The sequence below is a fragment of the Paenibacillus sp. J22P90 genome, from assembly GCF_059692195.1.
Genome location: NZ_JCAUAY010000001.1, coordinates 105,810 through 123,024 on the forward strand (window position 1 = coordinate 105,810; position 17,215 = coordinate 123,024).

Consider the following 17,215-nt stretch of genomic DNA (forward strand, 5'->3'; position numbering starts at 1 on the left):
ATGAGCCAAAAGCGCATTGGTGTCTTAGTCATGTCGTACGGTACGCCGGAAAGCTTGGATCAAGTGGAAGCTTATTATACACATATCAGACGTGGTCATCCGCCGACTCCGGAGCAATTGCATGAATTGACGGCGCGCTATGAGGCCATTGTTGGCGGCTTCTTTCCGTTGCGTGAAAATACGAATAAACAAGTGCAAGGACTTGAAGCTACGTTGCGTCAAGAGCACCCTGAGCTTGAATTCGTCTGCTACCAAGGCCTTAAGCATGCGCAGCCTTACGTAGAAGACGGTGTGGAGCAAATGGCTAAGGATGGTATCACAGAGGCTGTGGGGATCGTTCTAGCGCCGCACTACTCGACGATGAGTGTCGGTGGCTACGTGAAGAGAGCGAAGGATAAAGCGGAAGCGCTAGGGCTTAACATGAGCTTCGTGTTGGATTATCACCTGCATCCGAAGCTGTTAGACGCCTTGCAAACACGTGTTGAGAATGCGTTGGGAAAATTTGCAGGATCAGATCGTGATAGCGTACGGGTTATCTTTACAGCGCATAGCTTGCCAGAGAAAATTCTAGAGATGAAGGATCCTTATCCGGATCAATTGCTGGCTACGTCCAAAGCATTAGCTGAGCGGGTGGGTCTTACGAACTGGCAGTTTGGTTGGCAAAGTGCAGGACAGACGGCAATGCCATGGTTAGGTCCAGATATTATGGACGTAATGCGTACGATTAAGCAAGAAGAAGCTGTGGATAAAATTTTGCTGTGTCCAATTGGCTTTGTTTCCGATCATTTAGAAGTACTTTACGATATCGATATCGAAGCGCAAGCACTAGCGAAAGAGCTGGGTATTCATTTGGAGCGGACGGAGTCGCTGAATACGGATCCTCTTTACATGGAAACGTTAAGCGATGTTGTATATAAAAAATGGCAAGAAACTGCGAGTTCGAAATGAGTACACACGTGCCTCATTATATGATTATAGGCGGCGGGATTACGGGGTTAAGCGCTGCTTTTTATTTGAAAAAGTATTTAACGGAAGCTAACGACGGAGCCCCCTTCCGCATCTCTGTGGTGGAGAAATCACCGTCGTTCGGCGGGAAAATCCACACGATTGAGCGTGACGGCTTTGTCATCGAAAAGGGGCCAGATTCCTTCCTCGCGCGTAAACGTCCGATTATTGATTTGGCGTATGATCTTGGTATGGAAAACGAGCTGACGGGTACGAATCCGAAGGCCAAAAAAACGTATATTGTTCGCAGGCGTAAGCTGCACCGGATGCCTCCGGGTTTAGTTCTTGGGATTCCGACGCAAATGACGCCATTTATGAAGACAGGCCTTATTTCACCTTTAGGCAAGCTTCGAGCGGCTATGGATTTGATTTTGCCGAAGCGGGATGTCGCAGCGGATGAGTCCCTTGGACATTTCCTTGAGCGCCGACTAGGCAAGGAAGTGCTCGAACGCATCGTTGAGCCGCTGCTTGCAGGGATTTATGCGGGAGATACGTTTAAGCTGAGCTTGAAGTCGACGTTCCCGCAGTTTCGGGCGATGGAGCAAAAGAACCGCAGCTTAATTCTGGGGATGATGGCGAGTCGCAAAAATGTGAGCGAGGAAACCGCGCATTTGCCTGCGGCTGTCCGCAACTCCGTGTTTGTGACATTTAAGCGAGGGCTGCAGTCGTTAGTGAAACGCTTGGAAGAGGCTTTAAGTACCGTGGATTTACGTCCAGGTGTTGGCGTTGTTTCTGTTCGCAAGACAGAGGGACATCTGTCGGAAGTTATGTTTGAGGATGGTCATCGTGAGATCGTTGACGGGGTCATTGTGACGACGCCAACGTATCAAGCGGCGAAGCTGCTGTCGGAGCTGCCGGCTGCAAGCAAGCTTGCGAAAATCGATTATATTTCCGTAGCGAATGTGATTATGGGTTTCGAACGTAAGGATATCCCATTTGAACTGGATGCCTCAGGTTTCCTTGTGCCTAAGCATGAGGGGTATACCATTACGGCTTGCACGTTAACTTCTGCGAAGTGGCTGCATGCTGCGCCAGAAGGCAAGGTGCTGCTGCGTTGTTATATAGGTCGTGCAGGTGAACAGGAGTGGCCGGCTTGGTCCGATGAGCAGCTCATAAGTAAAGCACGTCATGATATCAAAGATTTGTTAGGGATTACAGCGAAGCCTGAATTCGCTGAAGTGACCCGGTTAATGAACTCCATGCCACAATACCCTGTTGGACATTTGGAGGAGATCGCTCATTTCAAAAAAGAGCTTACGGCAGCCATGCCGCGAGTGCTGGTCACAGGAGCAGGGTTCCATGGCGTCGGCCTGCCGGATTGTATTCGACAAGGTAAAGATGCTGCGAGTCAGCTAGCTGAACTTGTCATGGGGCAGACGCAACAAAAGGCAGCTGTAGCTGCCACATAATTAGCGAAGTTTGGTTAACTCCAAGGTGAATTCAGAAGCGGAGATCGTCAGAATTTGCTTCTCTTCAAGATCGCGAATGACTTGCATGAGCGTTGTTTTCTGAACGCCAGCTAACTGTGAGATTTCATCGAAGTTCAGCACTAGCTTAATGACGATGGTCGTACCTCTGCGTAAGCCATGGGTGTTTGCCATTTTGACTAAAGTTTTAATGACACGTGTTCTTGCATCGAGGAAAGTCAGATCATAGACTTGTTGATTCGTGTCGCGCAGACGACTGCTGAGTTCCTGCATGATACCTAAGCTAATGTCAAAATGAGTACGGAGTAGCTCCAGGAAGCTCTTGCCGGTTATGGTGAGCAGTACGCATTCTTCTAATGTTTGAGCGGTAGCAGAGCGTGGCTTGCCATCAATGAGGGAAAGCTCGCCGAAGCTCTCGCTGGGTTTGCAGATCGAAAGTATTTTTTCCTCGCCAGAGCTGCTCGTAGTGTAGATTTTAACAGAACCGCTAAGCACCATATAGAAAACAGAGCCGATTTCTTTTTCTTGAAACAAGATCGTGCCTGATTTATAAGTACGTCTTGTACATATTTCAACAAGCGCATTCAATTGATGATCGTCCAGTTGAGCAAATAAAGGAACTTTTTTGATAAGCTCTAGCATTAGAGGTGTACCGCCTTTATACATAGTTATTAGGTAGGATATGACCTCATTTTAACATAAGATCACGTAATTGGGGGCTAAATAATGGGAAATTCGAGCAGAATCGACAAACGGTCAGCGGCGGCATTTCAAGAATCCAAGAAGCTGATTCCTGGCGGTGTAAACAGTCCGGTTCGCGCGTTTAAATCGGTTGGCTTAACACCGTTATTCATGGAGAGTGGAGCAGGCTCTCGTGTAACGGATATTGATGGGAATACCTTTATTGATTATGTGGGTTCATGGGGACCGTTAATCGTAGGTCATGCGCATCCTAAAGTATTGGAAGCTATTCAGGCTACTGCGATTAAAGGGACAAGCTTTGGAGCACCGACGCTGCTTGAAACCGAGATGGCGAAGCTGGTTATCGAGCGTGTTCCGTCTATCGAGATGGTTCGCATGGTCAATTCCGGTACGGAAGCCACAATGAGCGCATTGCGATTGGCTCGCGGGTTCACGAAGCGCGATAAGATCGTGAAGTTCGAAGGCAGCTATCACGGGCATGCCGATGCCTTGTTGATTAAAGCGGGATCTGGCGTTGCTACGCTTGGATTGCCGGATAGCCCGGGCGTACCAAGCAGCGTGGCCACGAACACAATTACAGTGCCTTATAATGATTTGGATTCCGTAAAGCTCGTATTTGAAAAGTTTGGCGAAGAAATCGCCGCGCTGATCGTTGAGCCTATTGCCGGAAATATGGGGGTTGTTCCTCCCGCGGCAGGCTTCCTGCAAGGACTTCGTGACATTACGAAGCAATATGGCTCTTTATTGATTTTCGACGAGGTAATGACTGGTTTCCGCGTACATAAGAACTGTGCACAGGGGCTATACGGCGTAACGCCTGATTTAACATGTCTAGGTAAAGTTATCGGCGGCGGACTTCCTGTGGGTGCTTATGGCGGTCGCTTGGACATTATGGAGCAGATTGCTCCTGCAGGTCCGATTTACCAAGCGGGTACATTGTCAGGCAATCCACTGGCTATGGCAGCAGGCTTTGCGACGTTGTCCTTGCTGGGTGAGCCGAATGTTTACGAGGAACTGGAGCGCAGGTCGGCAAGATTGGAAGCGGGCTTTGCGGCGAATGCGGCGGAGTTCGGTATTGCCAGTACGATCAATCGCGTAGGTTCGATGGTGTGTCCATTTTTCACAGAGCTGGCTGTAACGAACTATGATTCGGCCAAAACATCCGATCTAGGTCGCTTTAATGCCTACTTTGGACATCTGCTTGATTTGGGCGTATCCGTTGCTCCTTCACAGTTTGAGGGAATGTTCGTGTCTACGGCTCATTCCGATGCAGATATTGAAACGACAATTGAAGCTCATCGTGAAGCGTTGAAACGTTTGTAAGATATAAGAAGGGGCTGCACTCTGTAGAAATTTCTACGAGTGCAGCCCCTTTGTGCTTGCTATTAGTTTGGTTTAACAGTTGGTGATGTATTGTTTGTAGTGTTAGTCGTGTTAGTAGGTGATACCGTAGTTCCATTCGTTGATGGCTTCGGTGAAGCACTTGGCGTAGGCGTCGGTGTTGATGATGCTGGTGTTGACGGCTTCGTAATACCACCTGTCGTATTCCCATTTCCAGGCGTTGGTGTAGATGTCGGAGTAGGGTTCGACGAATTGGATGGTGTTGCTGTATTCGTTGGTTTATCTGTTGCATTTGGTTTTGTCGACTCTGTATTAGATGGCGACGATGAACCGCCTGCTTTAACGCCTGGTTCAGCCGTATTCTCTGGCTTCAGAGATGGTGTAGGCGTTGCTTTCGGCGTCGGTGTAGGCAATTTGCCTTGCGCCTTCAGTGCAGCTTGCTCTTTCAAGAAATCAGGGTGATCGTAGGCACCGCCTGGATCAATCTTCGTAAGTCCTGCCCAAATGTTCGGCACGACGATAGAATCTGGGTTATCAAATACCAAGAAAGCGGATGGCAAGCGACGCTCGCCGTAACGACTTGAAGGTTTGGTAATCAGTTCGTCATTATAAACCATTTCGGAAGAAGCTCCGCCATCAAGGAATCCGGCATTAATGACGCCATCTTCTAAGAATAGATCCTGTACTTCTTTCAGTGTCGCACCGACACTAGATGTTTGACGACCATCGATAACGATAAAGATGACGGTTCCGTCTGCTTTTTGACCAACCGCAGTACGCGGCGCACGACCCCAACCACCATCACCGCTTGTAATAAGCGGCTTACCATTGGCGATAACACGAGGGTAGAAAGAAACGGCTTCTGTGACACCAAGATCTAATAGTTCATTGATCGAATATTTACCGATAATCAGCGTACCTTCTTTGGTAAAGCCGACAATTTGTTGTGGATTACTGCCTTCTTGGTCGGTATAAAGGATGTTCCCACCGGACATAATAGCACCGATTGGGGCAAATCCGTTTCCAAGTCCGTCAGGATCGTTAAAACCGCCGCCATTCACGCCGGCAACCGCTCCCGTACGCTGAACCATGGACGTGATTCTTTCACCTTCACCTTGCTTGCCTGGTACAACTACACGAATCGTCCGCGGATCATAGACATACATCCGCTTCCCTTTCCAGAATGTACCGGAGATATCTTCCACCTTAACAAGACTTTCGATAGGGCGTTTCGTATTAAACTGAACAGCCTCTATATCCTGCTTTTCGATGGAGTTAACTTCTGTCAGATTTTGCATCTCCAGAACCATCTGATCTCTGCGCTGCGCGCCTACAAAGATCCACGCCCAATCACGATGCTGTGTGGTGATGACCGTTTTGGCCAAATACTCACGAATGAAAGTCCCCGGCGGGGTTAGAAATAAAAAGCTGGAACTTAAAAATGTGCATACTGCTATAACGAGTAAAGTCCGCTTCAGCCAACTATAATTTCGAAAATGATTTGCAATTGAACTACCCAAGGTAAACCTCTCCTGCTCTATTAATAAATTGATAGAAAATGTCGAAAAAAAACAATACAAGAATTATAGTATCATATTTTTGCATACAAATGGTATTGGTAATTGTTAAAATAAAGTGTACATAATCCCTACTTTGTTAAGGAGCTCAATTTACTTATGAAACGTTATTACTTTTTTGATTTTCCAATCGATTTAATGGCGATTGTTTTTGTATTTCTACTAATACTGCTAGCAATCTTTCTATCTTTTCGTAAAGGTATGAAATCATGATACAGTGGTCGCGTGATGGAGAATGGCTGCTGTTACCACTTCCAAATGAGCATTGGAAACCGCTTAAACCAGGAGCAGTTGAAGAACTAGCGGCTTACTTGCCTGTGCCTCGCAAATTTTTTCTGCGTTTAGCTTCACAGGGGCTTATTCGTGTAGAAGAGAATACGATTAGGCTAAAGGTGTTTCCTCAGGAGAAGGCGGCGTTTAAACCTGAGTCTTATCCATTAGACGTGTTATTTGAGGATGAGTTCACTCTAGTTGTGAATAAACCAGCTGGTAAATCAGTCCATCCGGCGGAAGTCGGACAGGGGGGAACGCTTGCCAATGCGGTAGCCCACTATTATGAAGCGACTGGACAAGCATGCGGCGTTCGTCATATTCACCGTCTAGATCAAGATACGACAGGCGTTGTACTTTATGCCAAAAATGAATGGGCGCATGTCCTATTGGATGAAGCCATGCGAGAGAAGCAAATTGATAGACGCTATGTCGCGATAGCGCAAGGTATTTTCAAGGCGAAGGAAGGCCGGGTTGATGAGCCGATCGGCAAGGATCGTCATCAGCCAGGAAAGCGGAGAGTAGCACCGAATGGGGATCAGGCGATTACGCATTATCGTGTTCTGCAACAATGGAAGGCAGGAGCGCTCGTAGAGGTAGAGCTGGAAACAGGCCGTACGCATCAGATTCGGGTTCATCTTAGTTATCTAGGACATCCCCTAGTCGGAGATACCTTATATGGAGGTTCTTCGAATCGATTCCATCGACAAGCTCTCCATGGCGAGCGGCTTCTATTTACGCATCCGATCACACAACAAGAGGTAGAAGTACATGCACCGTATCCACTAGATTTCAAGCAACTGCTCGAACAGATGTCCGCAAATTGAAAAATGTAGTCATGCCTTGCCTCCTCCACCCATATACTTTTAGAGACAATCAAGTATATCACCCAACAATTCGGAGCTGCTCGATGTTTCGAGTTAACGGAAGGGAGGATTCATTCGGTGTCTGAACAACAACCTGGTTTAAGATTTGATATTTATGAACGTGTGCATTTGCAGGACAATTTGGCGGCGATACAAGAATTGAATGAAGTAGAATTGCTTCCGCATATTCAAGTGCTAACGCTGGATGATCAAGCGATCTTAAAGGGGAATTTACTACTAACGGGTAACTACTTTAGTGACGAAGGCGGCAGCCCTCGCACACTTGAGCATTTGATTCCTGTCGAAATCACACTGCCCTTGAATCGCATTCATCGTGTAGAAGATATTCAGGTGGAAATCGAGAACTTTGATATCGACCTCTTATCGGCACGCAGCTTGAATGTGACGGGAGTTCTTTCCCTTCAAGGTGTAGAAATGGTGTCTGCTCCACAAGAAAGCTGGCGGGAGGAAGAAGAGGTTACTTTTGTACACCAAATTGACTATCCACGCTCGGAGCCTGTTATTCCATATGCTCCAGCGCCAGTACCAGCACCCGAACAATTTGCAGCACCAGCTGTTCAAGAACCGCAGATCCAACAGGTGATTCAACCACCGCCGACACCAGTTCCACTGCCTACGCCAATTCCAACGCCTTCACCAACCCTGATTGCTGCTGCACCTGAACCAACCAACTTTGCAGCTCAACCCGTTTCACATGGCGATGATTCGTTTGGTATTGATGTAGAGCAAATCGAGCTGAAGGTAACCCCTCATGCCGATAGTACCGTTGTTACGGAGGAGAAAAAGGAGCTTAAAGTTGCCTTTGGCAAGAAGGCGGCAGACGCTGTGGAGGTTAATCCATATGGCATCAAATCGCTATTATCTAAGGCAGGCTCGTATCTTTCCGACAAGCGGAATGCGGAAGCTGAGGCGCAAGCGGCTCTTGAGGCGGAATCGCGGATAGATGCGGTTGAGTGGCGGCGATTATTTCTTCAGAGCAGATCGGAGTCGCAAGAGTTCAGGAAGCTCAAACTTTGTATCGTCCAGAAGGAAGATACATTAGAATCCATCGCCAAACGTTATCAGCTGACCACGCGTGAGCTGCAATTGATGAATCGTCTAGGTGATCAGGATATTGTCGTGGGTCAAGTTATTTATTTGCCCAAATAAATACCTATACATAGGCAAGAGCCTCTGGCTGCTGAGAGCAGCTGGGGGCTCTTTATGATTACACGTATAATAATGCTATTTGTTCCCAATACTATGAACTAACCATGACATTCGCGGAAGCAGGCTTGTTACATATTGACTATAGGGCAAATCTTGGTTATCATATAGTGTAAATCATTTTCAAACCAACATATGGAATTGCAAGGATAGGGAGTAGTAGTCGGAACGCCCTTCAGAGAGTGGAACTGCAGCGCTGAGAGGTTCCTCAGGAAACATCCGATCGAAGTCGCCCTGGAGCAGTAAATGTGAGTGCAGTCGCCGAGATATCGTATCTGGCATGCATTAGCATTTTCCGGTCGCAGCCGTTATCTGTTTTAAGTGTCATGTTATTTGCTATTGGGGCAAATGCATGAAATGAAGGTGGTACCACGGAAGCTATACCTTTCGTCCTTTTTTGGGCGAAAGGTTTTTTTGTGTTTATTTGCACAATTCTTTTGGATCCTTGCAACCGAAGCTCGCAATCACAATAACATCTAACCAGATATGGAGGTACTTTTTATGACCGAAACGAAATTGCAAACAGAAATGCCTACCACCTATGATCCGAAAGAAGCGGAGCGTAAATGGTACGATTACTGGATTAAGAACGATTTTTTCAAAGCGGGCAACCGTCCAGATGCGGAAACGTACACAATCGTAATCCCGCCGCCGAACGTAACAGGGATGCTGCACATCGGGCATGCGCTTGATTTTACATTGCAGGATATTCTGATTCGTACGAAACGTATGCAAGGCTTTGACACGCTGTGGCTGCCTGGTTCTGACCATGCGGGGATTGCTACACAAACAAAAGTTGAGCAGAAGCTTCGCGAACAAGGACAAACGCGCTACGATCTTGGACGCGAGAAGTTCTTGGAGAAGGTCTGGGAGTGGAAAGAATTATATGCGGATACGATTCGTGAGCAATGGGCTAAAATGGGCTTCTCTCTCGATTATACTCGTGAACGCTTCACCCTTGATGAAGGACTTTCCCAAGCAGTTCGTGAAGTTTTCGTAAGTTTGTATGAAAAAGGCCTGATTTATCGCGGCAACTATATCATTAACTGGGATCCAGCGGCACGTACGGCACTTTCGGATATTGAAGTTGAGTACAAAGAAGTGCAAGGTGCGCTGTATCATTTGAAATATGAAACGACAGACGGCTCAGGCTCCATCGTAGTTGCTACGACACGTCCTGAAACGATGCTTGGTGATACAGCTGTTGCTGTTCATCCGAAAGATGAGCGCTATAAGCACCTGATCGGGAAGTCTTTGCTCCTTCCGATTGTAAATCGCGAAATTCCGATTATTGCAGACGATTACGTGGAAAAAGAGTTCGGCAGCGGCGCGGTAAAAATCACGCCTGCTCATGATCCGAACGATTTTGAAGTAGGTAAGCGTCATAACCTGCCGCAAATTCTTGTTATGGACGAAAGCGGTACGATGAACGCGAATGCGGGCCCGTACCAAGGAAAAGACCGTTTCGAGTGCCGCAAGCAAATCGTAGCTGATCTGAAAGAACAAGGTGTTCTGATCAAAATTGAAGAGCACGTTCACCAAGTTGGACATAGCGAGCGCAGCGGTGCTGTTATTGAGCCTTACTTGTCTACTCAATGGTTCGTGAAAATGCAACCGTTGGCCGATCAAGCGATTGAAGCGCAAAAATCAGGCACTGGTGTTAATTTTGTACCAGACCGCTTTGAGAAAACGTATTTGAACTGGATTGAAAATGTACGCGACTGGTGCATTTCCCGTCAGCTATGGTGGGGACACCGAATTCCAGCTTGGCATTGTGCGGATTGCGGTCAAGTGACTGTATCTCTTGAGGATGCGACAGCTTGTTCGCATTGTCAAAGCGCGAATCTTAACCAAGATAATGATGTTTTGGATACATGGTTTAGCTCGGCGCTATGGCCTTTCTCCACATTAGGCTGGCCGAATGATTCCGAAGATATGAAGCGTTTCTACCCGACTAGTGTCCTGGTAACAGGTTACGATATTATTTATTTCTGGGTTGCGCGGATGATTTTCCAAGCACTTGAATTTACAGGGCAAATTCCGTTTAAAGATGTGCTGATGCACGGTCTTGTTCGGGATTCCGAAGGTCGTAAAATGTCCAAATCGCTCGGCAACGGTGTTGATCCGTTAGAAGTAATCGAGAAATACGGCGCGGATGCAATGCGCTATATGATTTCTACGAGCTCCACGCCTGGTCAAGATTTGCGCTTCCGTTGGGAGCGGGTTGAGCAAGCTCGGAACTTTGCCAATAAGATTTGGAACGCATCCCGATTCGCATTGATGAATTTGGAAGGTGTAACAGCTGCTGATATTGATTTGACAGGTGAGCTGGGAACGGCTGATCGTTGGATTTTGCATCGCTTAAATGAAACGGTTCGTGATGTGACTCGTCTAATTGATAGCTACGAGTTCGGCGAAACAGGCCGTCTGCTCTATAATTTCATCTGGGATGATCTCTGTGACTGGTACATTGAGTTCAGTAAGTTGAGCTTGTATGGTACGGATGCTGCGGCGAAGAAGAAGACACAATCCGTTCTAGCTTATGTTCTCGATCAAACACAGCGTTTGATTCATCCGTTCATGCCGTTCATCTCCGAGGAAATCTGGCAGCATTTGCCGCATGTTGGAGATACGATCACACTGGCGGCTTGGCCGACAGAGAACGCAGCCTTCGAAGCGCCTGATGCGGTCCGTGAGATGGAGCTTTTGATGGAAGCGATTCGTTCGGTTCGAAACATCCGTGCTGAAGTGAATGTGCCGATGAGCAAGAAAGTTGAACTTCTTGTTAAACCGGCAAGTCAAGAATCGCAGGATATTCTCGTTAAAAATGAGGAATACCTGAAGCGCTTCTGCAACACGTCCTTGCTGCAAATTGACCTTGCGATGGCTGCGCCTGACAAAGCGATGACGGCAATTATCACAGGAGCTGAGCTTTACTTGCCATTAGCAGGCTTGATCGATATCGCGCAAGAGCTTGCACGTTTGGATAAAGAACTGCAATCCTTACATGGTGAGGTTGAGCGTATTGAGAAAAAGCTGGGCAATGAAGGCTTTGTAGCTAAAGCGCCTGCGAAGGTTATCGAAGAAGAGAAAGCCAAGCTTGCTGATTATGCGGATAAGCGGGATAAAGTTATCGCTCGATTAGCGGAGTTAAAGTCGTAATAAAGGCAAATTATACGATCGCCTAGGTTCGCGGGCAAGGTGATTCATATAGTAAATGAGGATGAGAACAATGGATGAAATCAAGAACACGGCGGATGCCTTCCAAACCGCACAAGAAGCCATTGATTGGATCGTAGGACGGATGGAGAAGCTCGGTATGAAGCCGGGCCTCCAACGTATGGAACTTTTGATGGAGAAGCTGGGTCACCCTGAACGCAGGTTGAAGTTTATTCATGTAGCGGGTACGAATGGCAAAGGTTCTACCTGCGCGTATTTAGCTTCCGTTCTTCAAACGTGCGGCTATGATGTAGGTACGTTTACGTCGCCCTATTTGGTGAGATACACGAACCGTATTCAAGTCAATGGCGCAGACATTGAGGATGACGTACTACTGCGTTTAGTGAATGAGATGAAGCCGATTGTAGATGAGATTGCAGCGACGGAGATTGGCCCGCCAACGATGTTTGAAATATCAACGGCTCTAGCGATTCTTTACTTTGGAAAAGTGGCATATCCCGACTATGTGGTATGGGAAACCGGTCTCGGGGGAAGGCTGGATAGCACAAATATCGTGAATCCAATCGTTACCGTTATTACGAATGTCGGCCATGATCATATGGATATTTTGGGGGATACACTAGAACTCGTAGCAGCTGAAAAAGCAGGCATCATTAAAGCAGGCGTGCCTGTAATTACAGCAGTGGAGCCGGAAGCTGTATGGCGCGTGATCGAACAGACGGCGAAAGCGAAGAAAGCTACGCTCTACACCCTTGGCGATCAATTTTCGTTGACGGATGTGACGAGTGAGCTTGATCGTCAGACCTTCCAATTTAACGGACCATTCCGACCAATACCGGAGCTGTCCATTACATTGAACGGTGAGCATCAATTGAAAAACGCCGCGGTAGCGGTTATGACGCTAGAAGTGCTTCGTCAATATTACGCCACCATCGTGGATAATGTGGATTTGCAGAACGGTCTTGCTGGAACGAAATGGCCTGGTCGACTGGAAATGGTTTCACAGGAACCTCGGATTCTTATCGACGGGGCACATAACCCAGAAGGGGCGGCAACACTGGCTTCAGCCCTTCAAAATGTGTACAGCTACAAGAAGCTTCATATGATGATTGGAATGCTAGCAACGAAGAATCATACAGGCTACTTAAGGCATATACTACCATTGGTGGATACACTTATTATTACAGAAGCTAATTTTCATAAAAAAGGGGATGCTTCCATGCTCGCAGAACTCGCATCGGGTCTGCTGCGAGAGATGAATCGTGAAGTTGACATCGTTGTTGAACGCGATTGGAAGCAGGCTCTAACTTTATTAACAAATAGAACTGAGCAGGATGATCTGGCGGTCGTATCTGGCACGCTGTATTTAATCTCTGATGTTCGTTCTTGGATAACCTATCAAACCGATTCTGAAAAAGGATGGTGAGAACGGCGTGAATCAAGCAGAACACGTACATTTTATTGGAATCGGCGGATACGGCATGAGTGCCATTGCCAAAGTTATGCTCGAAATGGGATACCGTATTTCGGGATCTGATCTAGCACAGCAAGAGCTTACAGAAAAACTGAAAGCGAAGGGTGCTAGAGTCTTTATTGGCCATGAGGCGGCTAACGTATCAGGAGCCGATTTGGTTGTATATTCAACGGCGTTAGCCAAAGATAACGTAGAAATGCAAGCGGCAGAGCAATTGAACATTCCCATTATTCATCGTTCACAAATGCTGGGAAGGCTGATGAACGAACGTAAAGGGATTGCTGTTGCAGGTGCCCACGGCAAGACAACAACATCCTCCATGATTGCATTGGTGATGGAGATTTGCGGGATCGATCCAACGTATATTATCGGTGGAGAGATCATGAATGTAGGCAGCAATGCCAAAGCTGGCAAAGGGGACTACGTTGTTGCGGAAGCGGATGAGAGCGATGGAACATTCCTTCAATATCACCCAACCCTCGCTTTAGTTAATAATATCGAAGCGGACCATTTGGAAAATTACAATGGCGATTTCGAAAATTTGAAAAAGGCATACAAACAATTCCTTAGCCAAGTAAGACCTGGCGGGAAAGCCATCGTATGTCAGGATGATGAATTCCTGCGTGAAATGATTCCGGAAATTCAAAGCCAAGTGATTACGTATGGGATTGAAACACAAGCGGATTATATCGCACGCGACATCACGCTTGGTGACCGCAAGGTGACCTTTTCGGTAGAGTTTGAAGGTGCATCTCTGGGTCAAATTAGCTTATCGGTGCCAGGAAGACATAATGTATACAACGCGCTTGCGACGTTGATTACTTGTTTGGAAGCGGGCCTAGCTTTTGAGAATATTGCGGAAGCGATTCAAGAATTCCGGGGAGCTAAGCGTAGATTCCAGGTGCTTGGCGAAGTTGAAAATATTTTGGTGATCGATGATTACGCTCATCATCCAACTGAAATTCAAGCAACGATCTCAGCAGCGAAAGCAACGAGAAAGCGCATCATTGCGGTGTTCCAACCGCAGCGGTATACGCGGACCTACTACCTGTTCGAGCAGTTTAGCCGTTCCTTCCTTGAAGCCGATGAAGTGATTATCACGGATATTTATTCACCGGCAGGTGAACAGCGAATTGAAGGTGTAGACTCTGCAAAGCTAGTTGAACTGATTCGCAGCAACAGCAACCCGAACGTACAGCATATCCCAACACGTGAAGAAGTGTTGAGCTATTTGGTTGATCACGTTCAACCTGGCGATCTCGTCCTTACAATGGGGGCAGGCGATATCTGGAAAGCAGCGGATGGCTTAGCGAAATCACTGCGCAAAAAATACGAATCACACACATAGAGAAAAGATCGCTGTAGCCGACGGGCTGGAGGCGGTCTTTTTTTCTTAAAGAATCATATTCATGTTCTCACTCTCATACTCTAGTAACAGAAGATTAGGACAAGATGATACGGTATAGTGTCCGTTTCCAACATACATGCGATGAGGAGAGTGGGAAAAGAATGAAAAAAGCTAGAATCACTTATCGATTCGACCCCAAGGAGGGGGCAGAATCAACGCGGAGAGCAGCGCGGGTTCATGAGCAAGATGAGAACGTAATCCCACTCTATCAAGAAGAGTTTAAAGTTATAGACTCGAAGCTGGATCGCAGTTCGAAAGAACTGACGACTTTCGAGCAAGCAGAGAGAGAGCAAGTGGAATCCTTATTTGAACCTCATGCGCTGAATACGTTTACGACCGATTTTGGGAGTTGGAATAGTCCGATCGAATCGGAGGGAGAGCGTGTAGAACGGATCATCCGTGAAACGCAGATTTCCAGAGAGCAGCAGCACTCCCCACAACCAACCCCAGTACGAAATGATGTAGAGTCTGCTGACGATCGGAATAACTGGTCAAGCTGGACACCGAAGGAGCCCTACAGGGAGCCAAGCACAGGCGCTCGTTATGCTAAATCGTCAAGCACTCCGTGGATTCGTATTGCAACATCCGTGGCTGGCGCGGTAGTTACCGGTATCGCATTCGGATTCTTCGTCCTTTCGATGTTCTCGTCCTCCGCCGATCAAGATCCGACGGCTGTGACTTCGAACACGACTAAAATAACTGTGCCATCACCGAACACGCAGGCTGCAGGCACAACGACGAAGACACAGACAGGCGTTGGGGCCGTTGCGCTGCCTGCAACTTCCGTAGCTGTCACACCTGTGCAAATTCCTGCGAAATCGTATACGTTCTTGCAAAATGGTGTGTTTAGTTCGCTGCAGGGCGCTCAAGCGGTTCAAGATTCGTTGAGTAAGAAGGGGCTCGCTTCCGCAGTGGATAATTCCGATAAACTTACTGTGTTTGTGGGCTTTGCGAAGTCGAAGGATGATGCGATTGCGCTGAGATCTGGTGTGCAAGCAACAGATAAAACCATTGAAGTCTTTATGAAGAACGTGGATTTCCCAGCGGTAACAGGGATTCGTTGGTCGGGAGCAAAGCCGGAGTCAGTGGCCAATTACATTGCGGATGGCGATAAGCTTGTGAATACGATTAGCGGATTGACACTGGTCCATCTGGCAGAGACGAAGCCTACTGCACTTACGGATGCTTCGCTGCAGGGAATCCGTACGTCGCATCAGGCACTTAATGCGCTCGGTACAGGGCTTGCTGATGGTGCTGGTGATGATGTAAAGCAGTCATTAACTAAAATGACTACAGCGATCAATCGTGCCGTTCAATCCATGGAAGAGTACAAAAAAACTCCATCCCAAGCCTTGATGTGGCAAGCACAATCCTCCTTGATGCAGTACCTGATCGCTCAGAAAGAGCTGCTCAAAACGATTAGTGTCGCTTAAATTTTTAAAAAAGCCGTGTACCTGAACTCTACAGCAGAGTTGAGATACACGGCTTGTCCTATTTATTAAGGTATCGATCGAGCAGAGCTGCAATTTCAGCTCGTGTCATCGTTTGGTCCGGCATAAAGGATGTATCCGTTTTGCCGTTAATAATGCCTTTTTCTTTCAGCGTGTTGATGGCTGCAGCACTCCATAGTGATGAGGGAACATCATCGAATGCTGAGTTCGTCGAGGATGGTTTGCTTGGTGAAGTCATTTGCAGAAGCTGATTGAATAAATAAGCAACTTCTCCACGCGTAATCGCTCGATTGGGACGAATTGTACCATCCGCGTAGCCTTGAAGTAAGTTTAACTTCCCTGCTTTGGTGAAAACCGCATTAGCCCAATGGGTAGCTGGCAAATCTGTGTAGCTTTTCGCAGCAGATCCAGCTCCGCATCCATAAACGTTGGAAGTCACGCTTGCTGTCGTCGTGCATACGCTCGGCAGCTTGTCGAACGAGAACACGCGATCCATCAGCGTTAGGAATTCTGCTCTTGTTAAGGCACGATCAGGCTCATAGTTATTACCTACGCCTTCGACAATGCCTTTATTCTTCATGCGAAGAACGGCAGGTCTAGACCAGTGCACAAGCACATCGGTAAAAAGGGGAGGTTCATACGCGCTGATTCCATTGGCGATGCCGATCGCCATTTTGGAACGCATGGCATCGCTGGCTAGCAAGGCTGCATCACTTTTGTTCGTAAGAAATGCGGTCTCTACCAGAATGCTCGGAATTGTTCCCATGCGTGCAACATAGACAGCACTAGGTGTCAGGCCTAAGTCCTTGGTACCTGATTGGGCCAGCAAAGCGTCTTGTACATTTTGCGCTAAATCTTTACTGTAAGGTGTTAATTGGGTCATCGCACTGCTTGCTGGATAATCCTCTTGCGGGTATGCGCTGTCATAGTAGAGCACCATGGTGCCGTTCGCTTTGCTGCTAGAATGTGCATTAGCGTGAATAGATACGAATAAGTCAGCTTGTTGTTCATTCGCGAAATCAACCCGCTGAGCCAGCGACAGGAACGTGTCATTGGTGCGAGTCATCACGACCTCATAGCCGCGATCCAGCAGCGCTTGCCGCACCTTTTGCGTGATGTCCAAATTGACATCGGTTTCACGGAGACCGCCAACGCCAATGGCACCAGGATCACTTCCGCCATGACCGGCATCTAGCACTACCTTGTAAGCGAATGCATGGTAAGGAAACGCAATGGTGAGTAATGAAGTGAATAAAATAAGTCTTTTGAGCAGAGTCATAGTTGAAA

The 17,215-nt window shown here is 47.4% G+C and carries 12 protein-coding genes and 1 other annotated feature; of the genes, 9 read left to right on the plus strand and 3 right to left on the minus strand.

The features are described 5' to 3' along the window. Together hemH and hemG are read left to right on the plus strand one after the other, a co-directional pair. Entirely contained in the window at positions 1 to 948 is a 948-nt protein-coding gene (gene hemH / locus AC58UX_RS00470; protein WP_497248635.1) for a ferrochelatase, read from the plus strand. Continuing rightward, on the plus strand, positions 945 to 2,414 hold the full coding sequence (gene hemG, locus AC58UX_RS00475) for a protoporphyrinogen oxidase (protein ID WP_497248637.1): 1,470 nt from the start codon (positions 945 to 947) through the stop codon (positions 2,412 to 2,414). The genes hemH and hemG overlap by 4 nt, the downstream gene beginning before the upstream one ends. Here the strand turns inward: hemG and AC58UX_RS00480 are convergent, their stop codons facing one another. Beyond that, a complete protein-coding gene (locus tag AC58UX_RS00480; RefSeq protein WP_497248639.1) occupies positions 2,415 to 3,098 on the minus strand; it encodes a Crp/Fnr family transcriptional regulator in 684 nt (227 codons plus the stop codon). 60 nt (positions 3,099 to 3,158) lie between these two features. Here AC58UX_RS00480 and hemL point away from each other — a divergent pair, with 60 nt between their 5' ends. After that, positions 3,159 to 4,457, plus strand: coding sequence for a glutamate-1-semialdehyde 2,1-aminomutase (gene hemL / locus AC58UX_RS00485; protein WP_497248641.1), 1,299 nt, complete (start codon positions 3,159 to 3,161; stop codon positions 4,455 to 4,457). 62 nt (positions 4,458 to 4,519) lie between these two features. Here the strand turns inward: hemL and AC58UX_RS00490 are convergent, their stop codons facing one another. After that, positions 4,520 to 5,995, minus strand: a complete 1,476-nt coding sequence (locus AC58UX_RS00490; RefSeq protein WP_497248643.1) for a phosphodiester glycosidase family protein — start codon at positions 5,993 to 5,995, stop codon at positions 4,520 to 4,522. A gap of 266 nt (positions 5,996 to 6,261) precedes the next feature. Between AC58UX_RS00490 and AC58UX_RS00495 the strand changes: the two genes are divergently transcribed. The 6 genes from AC58UX_RS00495 to AC58UX_RS00520 all read left to right on the plus strand — a co-directional run bounded on the left by AC58UX_RS00495 (position 6,262) and on the right by AC58UX_RS00520 (position 15,910). Next, a complete protein-coding gene (locus tag AC58UX_RS00495) occupies positions 6,262 to 7,149 on the plus strand; it encodes an RluA family pseudouridine synthase (protein ID WP_497248645.1) in 888 nt (295 codons plus the stop codon). A 117-nt stretch (positions 7,150 to 7,266) separates the two neighbouring features. After that, positions 7,267 to 8,358 (plus strand): LysM peptidoglycan-binding domain-containing protein, encoded by a 1,092-nt coding sequence (locus tag AC58UX_RS00500; RefSeq protein ID WP_497248647.1) that lies wholly within the window; start codon positions 7,267 to 7,269, stop codon positions 8,356 to 8,358. 194 nt (positions 8,359 to 8,552) lie between these two features. Continuing rightward, positions 8,553 to 8,813, plus strand: a binding site (T-box leader). Between the two features lie 103 nt (positions 8,814 to 8,916). Then, positions 8,917 to 11,577 carry a valine--tRNA ligase gene (locus AC58UX_RS00505; RefSeq protein WP_497248649.1) on the plus strand — a complete coding sequence of 887 codons (2,661 nt, stop codon included), beginning with the start codon at positions 8,917 to 8,919 and terminating at the stop codon, positions 11,575 to 11,577. A gap of 70 nt (positions 11,578 to 11,647) precedes the next feature. Further along, positions 11,648 to 13,021 (plus strand): bifunctional folylpolyglutamate synthase/dihydrofolate synthase, encoded by a 1,374-nt coding sequence (locus tag AC58UX_RS00510; RefSeq protein ID WP_497248651.1) that lies wholly within the window; start codon positions 11,648 to 11,650, stop codon positions 13,019 to 13,021. A gap of 7 nt (positions 13,022 to 13,028) precedes the next feature. Continuing rightward, complete coding sequence (gene murC / locus AC58UX_RS00515) at positions 13,029 to 14,417, plus strand: UDP-N-acetylmuramate--L-alanine ligase (protein WP_497248653.1); 1,389 nt, start codon at positions 13,029 to 13,031, stop codon at positions 14,415 to 14,417. Between the two features lie 161 nt (positions 14,418 to 14,578). Continuing rightward, entirely contained in the window at positions 14,579 to 15,910 is a 1,332-nt protein-coding gene (locus AC58UX_RS00520; protein WP_497248655.1) for a hypothetical protein, read from the plus strand. A gap of 58 nt (positions 15,911 to 15,968) precedes the next feature. On the opposite strand, the gene AC58UX_RS00525 is transcribed toward AC58UX_RS00520, so the two are convergent. After that, complete coding sequence (locus tag AC58UX_RS00525; RefSeq protein ID WP_497248657.1) at positions 15,969 to 17,207, minus strand: N-acetylmuramoyl-L-alanine amidase; 1,239 nt, start codon at positions 17,205 to 17,207, stop codon at positions 15,969 to 15,971. Positions 17,208 to 17,215: the final 8 nt, after the last annotated feature.